This is a genomic window from Parafrankia sp. EUN1f (genome assembly GCF_000177675.1).
GTDB lineage: Bacteria > Actinomycetota > Actinomycetes > Frankiales > Frankiaceae > Parafrankia.
Map to the genome: position 1 here is coordinate 1 of NZ_ADGX01000096.1, position 11,758 is coordinate 11,758.

At 70.8% G+C, this 11,758-nt stretch carries 11 protein-coding genes; 3 read left to right on the top strand and 8 right to left on the bottom strand.

Going from position 1 to position 11,758, the window contains the following annotated elements; translation table 11 throughout:
• The first annotated feature begins 428 nt into the window (after positions 1–428).
• A complete protein-coding gene (locus FREUN1FDRAFT_RS24870) occupies positions 429–1,529 on the top strand; it encodes an adenosine deaminase (RefSeq protein ID WP_006543009.1) in 1,101 nt (366 codons plus the stop codon).
• 55 nt (positions 1,530–1,584) lie between these two features.
• On the opposite strand, the gene FREUN1FDRAFT_RS24875 is transcribed toward FREUN1FDRAFT_RS24870, so the two are convergent.
• From FREUN1FDRAFT_RS24875 to FREUN1FDRAFT_RS24890, 4 genes are read right to left on the bottom strand one after another with little or no spacing between them, the layout of a single operon-like run.
• On the bottom strand, positions 1,585–2,196 hold the full coding sequence (locus FREUN1FDRAFT_RS24875; RefSeq protein ID WP_035953388.1) for a DNA-3-methyladenine glycosylase I: 612 nt from the start codon (positions 2,194–2,196) through the stop codon (positions 1,585–1,587).
• Between the two features lie 58 nt (positions 2,197–2,254).
• The gene (locus tag FREUN1FDRAFT_RS46710) at positions 2,255–2,830 is read right to left on the bottom strand and encodes a PfkB family carbohydrate kinase (RefSeq protein ID WP_006543011.1); all 576 of its coding nucleotides are present in this window, start codon (positions 2,828–2,830) and stop codon (positions 2,255–2,257) included.
• Positions 2,815–3,468 carry a PfkB family carbohydrate kinase gene (locus FREUN1FDRAFT_RS46715; RefSeq protein ID WP_006543012.1) on the bottom strand — a complete coding sequence of 218 codons (654 nt, stop codon included), beginning with the start codon at positions 3,466–3,468 and terminating at the stop codon, positions 2,815–2,817. The genes FREUN1FDRAFT_RS46710 and FREUN1FDRAFT_RS46715 overlap by 16 nt, the downstream gene beginning before the upstream one ends.
• A 39-nt stretch (positions 3,469–3,507) precedes the next feature.
• A complete protein-coding gene (locus FREUN1FDRAFT_RS24890; protein WP_006543013.1) occupies positions 3,508–4,959 on the bottom strand; it encodes an NAD(P)H-quinone dehydrogenase in 1,452 nt (483 codons plus the stop codon).
• Between the two features lie 222 nt (positions 4,960–5,181).
• On the opposite strand from FREUN1FDRAFT_RS24890, the gene FREUN1FDRAFT_RS24895 reads away from it, so the two are divergent.
• Positions 5,182–5,622 carry a gamma-glutamylcyclotransferase gene (locus FREUN1FDRAFT_RS24895; protein WP_006543014.1) on the top strand — a complete coding sequence of 147 codons (441 nt, stop codon included), beginning with the start codon at positions 5,182–5,184 and terminating at the stop codon, positions 5,620–5,622.
• 49 nt (positions 5,623–5,671) lie between these two features.
• On the opposite strand, the gene FREUN1FDRAFT_RS24900 is transcribed toward FREUN1FDRAFT_RS24895, so the two are convergent.
• The 4 genes from FREUN1FDRAFT_RS24900 to FREUN1FDRAFT_RS24915 all read right to left on the bottom strand — a co-directional run bounded on the left by FREUN1FDRAFT_RS24900 (position 5,672) and on the right by FREUN1FDRAFT_RS24915 (position 10,787).
• On the bottom strand, positions 5,672–6,892 hold the full coding sequence (locus FREUN1FDRAFT_RS24900; protein ID WP_006543015.1) for an amidohydrolase: 1,221 nt from the start codon (positions 6,890–6,892) through the stop codon (positions 5,672–5,674).
• Between the two features lie 73 nt (positions 6,893–6,965).
• Positions 6,966–8,114, bottom strand: a complete 1,149-nt coding sequence (locus FREUN1FDRAFT_RS24905) for a glutamate--cysteine ligase (protein WP_006543016.1) — start codon at positions 8,112–8,114, stop codon at positions 6,966–6,968.
• Between the two features lie 324 nt (positions 8,115–8,438).
• The gene (gene aspS / locus FREUN1FDRAFT_RS24910) at positions 8,439–10,250 is read right to left on the bottom strand and encodes an aspartate--tRNA ligase (RefSeq protein WP_006543017.1); all 1,812 of its coding nucleotides are present in this window, start codon (positions 10,248–10,250) and stop codon (positions 8,439–8,441) included.
• Positions 10,251–10,397: 147 nt separating this feature from the next.
• Positions 10,398–10,787: a hypothetical protein gene (locus FREUN1FDRAFT_RS24915; protein WP_035953389.1), complete on the bottom strand. Its 390-nt coding sequence runs from the start codon at positions 10,785–10,787 to the stop codon at positions 10,398–10,400.
• An 84-nt stretch (positions 10,788–10,871) separates the two neighbouring features.
• On the opposite strand from FREUN1FDRAFT_RS24915, the gene FREUN1FDRAFT_RS24920 reads away from it, so the two are divergent.
• Positions 10,872–11,696 carry a purine-nucleoside phosphorylase gene (locus tag FREUN1FDRAFT_RS24920; RefSeq protein WP_050796020.1) on the top strand — a complete coding sequence of 275 codons (825 nt, stop codon included), beginning with the start codon at positions 10,872–10,874 and terminating at the stop codon, positions 11,694–11,696.
• The last annotated feature ends 62 nt before the right edge of the window (positions 11,697–11,758 follow it).

The window sequence follows — 11,758 nt, forward strand, 5'->3', positions numbered from 1 at the left end:
CGTCAGCGGATGACCCGGTGCGGGCGTGGCACACATAGCTCACCGGCGGGCGGCGATGATGCTCGGGTGTGTTGTCTCCGGGGTGCTGGCGTCTCGGTACAGTGCGGCTGGCATTGGATGTGGGGTTCAGGAGATGTCGAGTTCGGCTGCCTCACCTGAGCTGATCGAGTGCTGCGGAGCGTGACCATGCTACAGCGGCGCCGCGACTGTTCCCATTGGTGGTGGTTGACCGGTGGCGCGTTGGATGCCTTCGGCCCTAAGCCACCGGTGGTGGGGTCGACCGGCGACCGAGATGTGCCCGGTGCCGCGATCTGTCCTCATCCGACGTTCCGAGACAGGTTGGCGAGTTGCCGCGCCACCGTCCCCGTCGACGATGTCTGCCGGTAGTAGCGTGACGGCACGACGGGGCCGATCAGAGCTCCCGCAGCGTGTGGCGAGGTGACAGGCTGATCACCGAATCCGAGATCCGTCGGGCGCCCAAGGTTCTGCTGCACGACCATCTGGACGGCGGCCTGAGGCCCGAGACCATCGTCGAGCTGGCGGACGCTACGGGCTACGGCGGCCTGCCGACCACGGACGTCGACAAGCTCCGGACCTGGTTCCGCGGCGGCGCCCACACCGGGTCCCTGGTGCGTTACCTGGAGACGTTCAGCCACACGGTGGGCGTCATGCAGACGGCGGACGCGCTGGCCCGGGTCGCGCGTGAGTGCGCCGAGGACCTGGCCGCCGACGGTGTCGTCTACGCGGAGGTCCGCTTCGCCCCCGAGCTGCACGGTGAGAGGGGCCTCTCGCTCGACGGCGTCGTCGAGGCCGTGCTGGACGGCTTCCGCACCGGGTCCGCCGGAACCGGTCTGCACATCCGGGCGCTGCTGACCGCGATGCGTCACCAGGCCCGTTCGCTGGAGATCGCGGAGCTCGCCGTGCGCTGGCGGGAGGCCGGCGTGGTCGGCTTCGACATCGCCGGAGCGGAGGCGGGCAACCCGCCGACCCGGCACCTCGACGCCTTCCAGTACATGCAGCGCGCGAACGGCCACTTCACGATCCACGCCGGGGAGGCCTTCGGGCTCCCGTCCATCTGGGAGGCGCTGCAGTGGTGCAACGCCGACCGGCTCGGGCACGGCGTGCGCATCGTCGACGACATCACGGTCGACCCCGACGGCAACGCGACGCTGGGCGATCTGGCCAGCTTCGTGCGGGACGTCCGTGTCCCGCTCGAGATGTGCCCGTCGTCGAACGTGCACACGGGGGCGGCGCCGAGCCTGGACCGCCACCCGATCGGCCTGCTGCGCGACCTGCGGTTCCGGGTGACGGTGAACACCGACAACCGGCTGATGAGCGGTGTCACCCTGTCCAGCGAGTTCGCCGCCCTGGTCGAGACGTTCGGGTACGGCTGGTCGGACATCAGCTGGCTGACCATCAACGCGATGAAGTCGGCGTTCCTGCCGTTCGACCAGCGCCTGGCGCTGATCAACGACGTCATCAAGCCCGGTTTCGACGCGCTGACCCCGCCGGGCGCACCCGGAGCCTGACCGAGTGCGAGTCCGCAGGATCTGAGGATCTTGGCCGTTCCCGCGACCGGGATCCTCAGGTTTTGCCTGGCAGCCGGGCGTCCGCGCCGCGCGCCACGCAGTCGGCGAGGTGGTCGTCCACCAGCCCGCAGGCCTGCATCAGCGCGTACGCGGTGGTCGGGCCGAGGAAGACGAAGCCCCGCGCGCGTAGCTCCTTGGCCAGCGCCTTCGACTCCGTGGTCACCGCCGGGACCTCGGCGAGCGTCCGGGGAACCGCCGTGGGTGACGACGGGGCGAAGGACCACACGATGTCCTCCAACGGGTCGTCCAGCGCGAGCACGGCGCGGGCGTTCGCGATCGTCGCCTCGATCTTGCGACGGTTCCGGACGATGCCGGCGTCCGCGAGCAGCGTCGTGACCCGCGGCTCGTCGAACGCCGCGACGGCGGCGGGGTCGAACCCGGCGAAGGCCGCCCGGAACGCCGGCCGCTTGCGCAGGATCGTCAGCCACGACAGCCCGGACTGGAACGCCTCCAGCGTGATCCGCTCGAACAGGCCGACGGTGTCCCGGACCGGCCGGCCCCACTCCGTGTCGTGGTAGTCGGTGTACAGCGGCGTCGACAGCGCCCACGGGCAGCGCAGCGCACCGTCCGGGCCCGCGACGGCACCACGGACCGGGTCATCAGCCATAGCCGCAACCATCTCACGCTCGGCCGGACATCCAGACCAGGCCGGTCACGGACGGGCGTCAGGTCATCCAGCTCCGCGGGCCGAAGGTCTGCACGGAGCGGGCCGCGACCCGGGACGCCTCGCCGAGCGAGGAGACCAGCTCGTCGGTCGCGATCGCGCCGTGGGCCATCATCCAGGCGAAGGCGCCGTGGAAGATGTCGCCCGCGCCCAGGGTGTCCCGGGCGGTGACGACGGGTGGCAGCACGTAGCCGCGCCGGTCCTTCGTCGCCCAGCGAATCGGGCCCGGGCCGTCCGTGACGGCGACGAAGAAGGGGCCGTAGTGCAACAGCAGGTCCAGGATGTCCGCGCCGGGGTCGAAGCCGGGCGGTCGGAACGCGGTGGAGCAGATCACGACGTCGACCAGCGGCAGGATCCGCTCGGTGCCCGGCTTCCAGCTTCCCCCGTCGAGCAGGACCGGCGGCCCGCCGCGCCGTAGCGACCGGAGCAGGCCGATCGCGGCGTCCACCTGGTGGCCGTCGACGAGCACGACGTCAGCGTCGGCGACGGCGGCCGCGGCAGCGGTGTTCGCCGTGCATCGCGGCACCATCCCGTGCGTCGAGGCCACCGCGCGCTCGCCGGTCACGGAGGTGACCATGACCGCCGACATCGGCAGAGCGAACGAGCTTCCCGGGCCCCGGCCCCGTAGCCCGCCGCGGGGTTCGCCCCCGCCGGGCCGCCGCCGATCACCCCGGCCGCTGCGCCACCGCCGTGAACACCACCATGAACACCGCCGTGACCGGCGACGGCGCCGTGCCCGACGGCGCCCGCCTGGCCGGGACCGACCAGGCCTCCGTTCCCGCCGGCACCGGGATGGCCCGAGGCCTTGCCGCGCAGTACGGCCGCGGCGGCCGCCGTCGGGCCGTACTGGGACCGCAGGCCGCTCGCCCGGCTCCCGACCGGCAGGTGCGGCGTTGGAAGCTGGCCCACGTGCTGGCCGGCTCCGCCCGCCCCGCCGGCCGGGTCGCCGGCGGTCTGCTCGGGGACCAGCTCGAGGTGGCGGATCCGGTGGCGGGCGAGATCCGCGTGTACCAGCGCGGCCGCGGGGGAGGTGCCGATCGCGCTCACCAGGCAGGGGCGCCCGCCGAGGTAGGCGAACGTCACCGCCGCGTTCGTCGCGGGGCCACCCGCATTCATGGCGAAATCCCGGGCCACACACTTCTCGTCGGCGGCTGGCAGTCGGTCCACGAGGTAGACCGAATCAAGCGTCGTCAGGCCGACGAAGACGCCTTTCATGCGCCCATTATCCGGCCTGCGCCGGAGTGAGAGGCCTGTTCAGGCGGGGGTGTCGAACCCGGCGAACAGGTCGCGAGGCCGCAGGACCCGGGCCGCCTCGGTGATGGAACCGGACAAGGAGGGATAGATCGAGAAGGTGTGTGCGATCTGGTCCACGGTGAGACCGTTCTCGACCGCGATGGAAATTGAGAGGATTAGTTCACTTGCACGCGGAGCGACGATGACGCCACCGAGCACGCTGCCACTTCCGGGCCGACAGAACAACTTCACGAAACCATCCGATATCCCCATCATCTTCGCCCGGGGATTGCGGGCCAGTGGCACCGTGGTGACCTCGGCGGCGATCGCGCCGGAGTCCTTCATCCGCTGCGTCACGCCCACCGTGGCGATCTCGGGCTCGGTGAAGATGTTCGAGGAGACGGTGCCCAGCCGCAGCGGGGTGACCGCCTCGCCCAGCGCGTGCCACATCGCGATGCGCCCCTGCATGGCCGCCACCGAGGCCAGGGGGAGCACCCCGGTGCAGTCACCGGCCGCGTACACGCCGGGAACCGACGTCCGCGACATGCGGTCGACCACGATGTGGCCACCCGAGCCGAGGCGCACGCCGACCTCGGTGAGCCCGAGGCTCTTCGTCCGCGGCACCGAGCCCACCGCCATCAGGGCGTGGCTGCCGGTCACGGCCCTGCCGTCGGTCAGCTCGACGAGCACACCGTCACCGATCCGCCGCACGGATGCGGCCCGGGAGCGGTTGAGCACCTGGATGCCACGGCGGACGAAGACGTCCTCGATCACGCGGGCGGCGTCGGAGTCCTCACCGGGCAGCACCCGCTCGCGGGAGGAGACGAGAGTCACCTCCGCGCCCAGCGCGCGGTAGGCGCTCGCGAACTCGGCGCCGGTCACCCCGGAGCCCACGACCACCAGGTGCTCCGGGATCTCCTTCAGGTCGTACAGGTGGCGCCAGGTGAGGATGCGCTCGCCGTCCGGCTCGCATCCGGGGACCTCGCGGGGGGAGGCACCGGTCGCGACCAGCACGACGTCGCCGACGAAGGTCTCACCGTCCGCGGTCTCGACGGCGTGCGGGCCGACCAGCCGCCCGGTGCTGTGCACCACGTGGACGTGCTCGCGCTCGAGGTGGTGGCGGATGTCGGCGGACTGCGCCAGGGCCAGCGCCCGCACCCGCTCGTTGACCTGCTCGGGATCCACCGACACCACGTCGGGCGGGGTGAGGTGCGGCCGCCCGGTCAGCTCCCAGCTGCCGACCGCGACACCGGGATCGGCATGCGGACGGACCCCGAGCGCCGGTGCCATCGCGAAGTTCGTCATCGTCTCCGAGGTCGCGATGAGTGCCTTGGACGGAACGCAGTCGGTCAGGACACAGGCGCCGCCGATGCCGTCGGAGTCGATCACGGTCACCGTGGCGCCTAGCGAGGCGGCGACCAGGGCTGCCTCGTAGCCCCCCGGCCCGCCGCCGAGGATGACGATTCGCGTCACGTGAGGTCCTCCCTGAGCTCGCGGTACCCCTCTAGTTTGCCCCTCTTCCGACGTCCCTCTCGTTCCGGTTCGGTCGGCTCCGTAGTATCTCCACCGACGTCGGACGACCTGATGTGACGTCGGTTCATCCCGTGACCCACACCCCGTGACGCCGGCGGCCACTCCCGGCGTGGCAGCACCCCGCGTGAACACACCTGGCGGGGAGATCGGAAGACTCCGACGATGACGAAGTACGCCGCCTACGCGAGCAACCTCGATCCGACGCACATGAAGGAACGTGCGCCGCACTCCCCGGTGATCGGTACCGGGTGGATCAGGGGTTGGCGCCTGACCTTCGGCGGTGAGAGCGTCGGCTGGGATGGCGCGCTCTCCACCATCGTCGAGGCGCCGGGCTCCCACGTGTACGTGCTCCTCTACGACCTCGATCGTTACGATCTGGAGCGTCTCGATGTCTGGGAGGGGGCGGACACCGGCCTCTACACCCGGATCCGGGTACGGGTGTCAACTCTGGACGGTGAGAGCCTGGCCTGGACGTACGTTCTGAACGCCTACGAGGGCGGGCTGCCGTCACGCAACCACGTCGACAAGATCGCCGATGCCGCGGAGAAGGCGGGCGCGCCGTCCGAATACGTCCTCGAGCTGCGGAACCGCCCGATCGCCTGACGCGCGGCGGGCACCGGCCCGGGCCCGTCTCGGCGGGCCCGGGGCTCGCTCAGGCGGGAGGCCCGTCAATGCTCGCCGGGTCGGCGTAGCGGTCGAGCAGCTCGCACGCCGCGGTGGAGAGAAATCGCACACCGACGCCGATGGCCTGCTCGTCCACGTCGAAGCTGCCCTGGTGCAGATCGTAGGTGGTGCCACCGGGGGTGCGGGTGCCGAGCCGGGCGAGGGCGCCGGGCACATGGGTGAGATACCAGCCGAAGTCCTCACCGCCCAGCGACTGGGCGACCGACGTCGCCGCCTCGTGCCCGAACACCGCGTCAACGACCGCGCCGAACGCGTCGATGACGGCGGCGTTGTTGACCACCGGGGGCACCCCGCGGACGTAGTCGATGGCGATCTGCGCCCTGTAGGGCGCGACGATCTGTTCGGCGAGCCGCTCGAGCAGCTCGGGGGTCGCATCCCAGGTCTCGCGGGACAGCGTGCGGATCGTCCCGCGCAGCTTGCCGGTGCGCGGGATGGCGTTGGCGACCGTGCCGGCCTGGACCTGGCCCCAGACCAGCGACAACGCTGAACGGGGATCGACCCGCCGGGAGAGCGCGGCGGGCAGGTCGACGGCGAGCCGGGCCAGCGTGTAGACCAGATCCACCGTGTTCTGGGGGCGTGAGGTGTGGCCGCCCGGCCCCGCCAGTGTGATCTCCACCGCATCCGCGGCCGAGGTGATCGGGCCGGAGCGCAGCCCGATCGTGCCCGCGTCGAGCGCCGGGTCGCAGTGCATGGTGATCGCGGCGGTCACCGGCTTGAGGACGCCGGCGTCGATCACATCCAGCGCGCCGCCGGGCACGGTCTCCTCCGCCGGCTGGAAGAGCAGGCGGACGGTACCGGGCAGCGGGTGTGTCCGGGCGTAGGCGGCGAGGGCGAGGCCCGCCCCGAGGGTGACCGTCGTGTGCACGTCGTGGCCGCACGCGTGGGCGACGCCGGGCACCGTTGACCGGTACGGCACGTCCTTGACGTCGGACAGGGGCAGCGCGTCCAGGTCGGCCCGCAGCATCACGACCGGGGCGTCCGCGTCCACCCCCAGGCCGATGTCGCACCACAGGCCCGGAACGTCGGGGAAGCGCTGCGGGCTCAACCCCGCGGCGTGCAGGCGTTCCTCGACGACACTGGTCGTGCGGTGCTCCTGGCGGCCGAGCTCGGGGTGGGCGTGTAGATCACGGCGCAGCCGGATCAGGTCATCCTCGTGCTCCGCCAGCCAGACCGCCGCGGCGGGCGCCATCGCCGCAGCGGTCCCGTGTGTCATGTCCGATGTCATCTACCGGGCCAGGCCCTCCGCCGAGTTCTCCGGCCAGCTACCCGGGGGTCACTGGCCAACCCATGTTCATCTCCGCCAGCAGCGTATCCACCACGGCGGTGAGGTCCCCGCCGGCCCGCCGGGCCGCGGCCTCCTGCCGGGCGTGGCTGGCACCATCCGTCAGGATCCGGTGAACGTTACGCAGCTCCTCGGCACAGCCGAGCCGGCGGGCCACCGGGAGAAGGTCATCGACAAGGTCCTCGATCTCGGTGCGCACCGGGCGGACCGCACCGTGGTCGTCCACGACGATCTCGGCGTCGAGCCCGTAGCGGGCGGCCCGCCACTTGTTCTCCTGCACGACCCAACGGTGCGGCGCGGGCAGCATGTAACCCCGGTCGAGCTGGGTGTTCATCCGGTCGATGAGGCACTGGGCCAGGGCCGCGACCGCCCCGATCTCCAGCAGGGTCGGCAGGCCGTCGCAGATACGCAGCTCCACCGTGCCGAAGTTCGGATGCGGGCGGATATCCCACCACACCTCACGGATCGTCTCGATCGTGCCGGACGAGACGAGGGTTTCCATGAACTGCTCGAAGGCGGCCCAGTCATGCAGCGGATACGGCAGGCCGGCAGTCGGCAGGCTTTCGAAGATCTGGGACCGTGATGACGCGAGCCCGGTGTGCGTGCCCTTCCAGTACGGTGATGACGCTGAGAGGGCCAGAAAATGTGGAATGTACGACATTAGCGCATTCACGATCGGCATCGCCTTCGCCGGCGAGCGGACGCCCACGTGCACATGCACCCCGAAGATGAGCAGCCGTCGGGCCAGCCACTGCATCTGCTCCACCAGGCGGCTGTACCGCTCGTCGGTGGTAATCCGTTGCGTCGTGTAGTCGCTGAACGGATGAGTTCCGGAGCACATCAGGCCAAGACCACGTCGTTCTGCGAGGTCACGCAGCGGGTCGACGGTTCCGCTCAGGTCCGCGAGCGCCTCCGGTACGGTTGCGCAGACCCCGGTGATCACTTCGATCGTGGACTCGAAGAGTTCGTGCTTCGCCTTCGCCGCGGCTTCTTCGCCGACCTTCGCGCGCAGGTCCTCAAGGATCTCGGTCGCGCCGCAACGCAGGTGGCGGCTCTGCAGGTCGACGAGTTCCAGCTCCCACTCGATTCCCAGGCTGGAACTCGGCGACGATGTGAAGGGAATGTGCACCGCGGCTCCTCCGGGTGAGCGGGCACGCCGGTGGGCGAACCCGGAACTCGGGCAGCGAGCTCTCCGGGCTGGTTACCCAGACCGCGCGGTCGTATCCCCGCCGAGGAAGGCGGAGGGGCCACTTTTGTTGGCCGGCGCCGGAGGCGCGCACGCCAGTTCCCGGATCAGCTCCAACTCGGAGTCATATTAAGGTTGCATTTCGCGGCTTGTATAGAACAACTTTCAAACCAATCGCCCTTTTTGCGCGACGACATGATGGATCCGCGCAGCCGTGTCGGGAGCCGTGGGGCGGGGTGGGGGAGTGGCGTGCCGGCTCCGCCGGCGTCAGGAGGCGGCTGCGGGGCGGGGCGATGCCACGACCGGTGGCGCCACCACCCGGATGCCGAGCTCCCGTAGCTGCCGCTCATCGACGGTGGTCGGAGCGCCCGTCATCGGGTCCAGCCCGGACTGGGTCTTCGGGAAGGCGATGACCTCGCGGATGTTGTCCTCGCCCGCGAGGATCGCGACGAGGCGGTCGATACCGAACGCGAAACCGCCGTGCGGCGGCGCGCCGTACCCGAACGGGGTCAGGAAGAACCCGAACCGCTGCTGCGCCTCGTCGGGCGAGATGCCGAGCAGGCCGAAGATCCGCTGCTGCAGCTCGCTCTCGTGGATCCGGATCGACCCCGAACCCAGCTCCCACCCGTTCAGGACCAGGTCGTAGGCAAGGCTTCGGACGGCCAGCGGGTCCGACTCCATCTTCTCCACATCGCTGGGATGCGGCCGGGTGAACGGGTGATGCCCGGGCTTCGGCCGCCCGGTGGTCGCGTCCACGCCGACGAACAGCGGGAAGTCCACGACCCAGACGAAGCGCAGCTCACCCTCGCCCGCGGGCGGGCGCCCCAGGTCGTTGCGCAGCTGGCCCAGCACCTCGCAGGCCGTCTCCCACTCGTCCGCGACGAGCAGGAGCAGGTCGCCTTCCTGGGCCTGCGTCGCGGCGACGATCGCGGCGAGCTCCTCGGCGGAGAGGAACTTGGCGACCGGAGACTCCAGCGCGCCGGCGGCGGCGACCCGCATCCACACCAGGCCCTTCGCGCCCAGCTTCTTGGCGCGGTCGGTCAGCGTGTCGAGCGCCTTGCGGTTGTGGGTGGCCGACCCGCCGGGCACCCGGATGCCCTTGACCGCGGGAGCACCCGCGAAGGCCTTGAAACCACTGTTCCCGAAGATCGCGGTGAGCTCGACGAGCTCCATCCCGAAACGCAGGTCCGGCTTGTCGACACCGAACCGATTCATGGCATCGTGCCAGGTCAGCCGCTCGATCGGGGGCATCGCCCGCCCGGAGCCCTCGACGGCGGCCCCGGCCGCGGCCAGCACGGCCGAGGAGACCACACCCAGGACATCGTCCACGTCGACGAAGCTCATCTCCAGGTCGAGCTGGGTGAACTCGTACTGGCGGTCGGCGCGCAGGTCCTCGTCCCGCAGGCAGCGGGCAAGCTGGAAGTACCGGTCCATTCCGCCGACCATCAGCAGCTGCTTGAACAGCTGGGGCGACTGCGGCAGGGCGTAGAAGCTGCCCGGGAACTGCCGGGACGGGACCACGAACTCGCGGGCGCCCTCCGGCGTCGACGGCATCAGCAGCGGCGTCTCCACCTCGACGAAGCCGCTGTCGGCGAACGCGGAGCGCAGGGCGCCGAGCACGGCCGAGCGGGTGCGCAGGTTGCGCTGCATCCGCTCGCGGCGAAGGTCGAGGTAGCGGTAGGCGAGCCGGGTGCCCTCCTCGACGGAGTCGGCCCGATCGTCGAGCGGGAACGGCGGCGGCGTCGCGGTGGAGAGCACCTCGACCGAACAGTCCGTCAGCTCGACGTCGCCCGTCGCCAGCGCCGGGTTGGCGGTGCCCTCGGGCCGGACGGAAACGGTACCGGTGATCCGCAGGACGTACTCGGAGCGGGCGTCGACCGAGCCGTCGACGACGCACTGCAGCAGCCCGGAATGGTCCCGCAGGTCGACGAACATCAGCGACTGGCCGTGCTGGCGTCGGTGGGCGACCCACCCGCACACCGTGACCCGCTGGCCGGCATTGTCCAGCCGCAGATCGCCGCACAGATGGGTACGCATCGCCGTGCTGTGCGTTCCGGGCGTGCTGGAGGCTGTCGACATTGCCATCCGTCCTGTATCACTGCGTGCCGCTGTCACTGGTGCCGCTGTCACGACACCACGAATCAGAGGAATCCTGTATCTCGAGATACGTGATGCCTGCCGGCGACCCTATCGGAAGGACGCCCGTTGATCGGCCGCGCGGCGGCCTCAGCGGCGCAGGGCGCGGATGAATCGCGCCGCCTCGGCGCGCATCCGGTTCGGGATTCGCAGGATCTGACGCCCGCTGGGCGTTGTGAGCTCCACCACGATCACCTCGCCGTGGCGCAGACCGCGGGAGGCGGACACATCGCGCCGATCGAGCGAGACGTCGAACCAGTCACCTTCGCGGGGGAACGGCGCGACCACGAGAAGCCGCCGCGTCGTCAGCAGAATCCAGCGCGACATTCCGAGCCGATGCCCCATGAAACGCTCGGCCTTCGCGACGACACGCCCGCCACCTGCGGGATCGGTCATCCGGCCACGGAGCACGACCTCGATGAACTCGCCCTCTTCCAGAGGGACCCGCGGGGGCTTGCGGACAGCGGACACGAGCGCCACCCTTCCAGTGTGCTCCGCGTACGCCACGTCGTGGCGTGCTTGGGCCACCCCGGTGTGGTCGGAGCGTGCCCGTACAGTCGCCTGGTGGCGGAACGTGGCAGCATCGGCGGTCAACCAGGGGCGGAGGCCGAGGCCTCGGCCGCCCGGCTGGCCGGTGTCACCGGGGTGGATCGGCATGACGTGGCAATCGTGCTGGGGTCGGGCTGGCGGCCCGCCGCCGACGTCCTGGCGCGCGCCGGCGGGGACGTCATCGACATCCCCTTCTCCGACCTGGGCGGCTTTCCGGTGTCGGAGGTGTCCGGGCACACGCCGAAGGTCCGCTCCATCCAGGTCGGCGGAAAGTGGCTGCTGGTCTTCCTCGGCCGGGTGCACCCCTATGAGGGCCATGACCTCACCCGGGTCGTGCACACCGTCCGCACCGCGCGCGCCGCGGGTGCCCGCACCGTGATCCTGACGAACGCGGCCGGTGGGTTGCGGTCGGACATGTACGTCGGCCAGCCGGTGCTGATCGCCGACCATCTCAACCTGACCGGGCGCTCCCCGCTGGTAGGCCCGCTGTTCACCGACCTCACCGACGCCTATTCGCCGCGGCTGCGCTCGCTCGCGCGCACCATCGAGCCCGGCCTGGCCGAAGGTGTCTACGCCGCGCTGCCCGGCCCCCACTACGAGACACCGGCGGAGATCCGCATGCTGCGCGGCCTCGGCGCCGATCTCGTCGGAATGTCCACGGTGCACGAGACGATCGCGGCTCGTGCCCTCGGGCTGGAGGTGCTGGCGCTGTCCCTGGTGTCGAACCTGGCCGCGGGGATGACCGGCACGCCGCTGAGCCACACCGAGGTGCTTGCCGCGGGTGCCGCCGCGGCCGAGCGGATGGGCTCGATCCTCGCGAAGATCGTCCCGTCGCTGTGATGCCCCGCTGCTGTGACGTCCCCTGCCGTGGCGTTGTGAAGGCGCGTTGAACCGCGAGCCGC

Bases quoted from the DNA above. Each gene is read 5' to 3' on its own strand.
- FREUN1FDRAFT_RS46710 (WP_006543011.1), bottom strand. From the start codon at position 2,830: ATGGTCACCTCCGTGACCGGCGAGCGCGCGGTGGCCTCGACGCACGGG.
- FREUN1FDRAFT_RS46715 (WP_006543012.1), bottom strand. From the start codon at position 3,468: ATGAAAGGCGTCTTCGTCGGCCTGACGACGCTTGATTCGGTCTACCTC.
- FREUN1FDRAFT_RS24895 (WP_006543014.1), top strand. From the start codon at position 5,182: ATGACGAAGTACGCCGCCTACGCGAGCAACCTCGATCCGACGCACATG.
- FREUN1FDRAFT_RS24875 (WP_035953388.1), bottom strand. From the start codon at position 2,196: ATGGCTGATGACCCGGTCCGTGGTGCCGTCGCGGGCCCGGACGGTGCG.
- aspS (WP_006543017.1), bottom strand. From the start codon at position 10,250: ATGTCGACAGCCTCCAGCACGCCCGGAACGCACAGCACGGCGATGCGT.
- FREUN1FDRAFT_RS24900 (WP_006543015.1), bottom strand. From the start codon at position 6,892: ATGGCGCCCGCCGCGGCGGTCTGGCTGGCGGAGCACGAGGATGACCTG.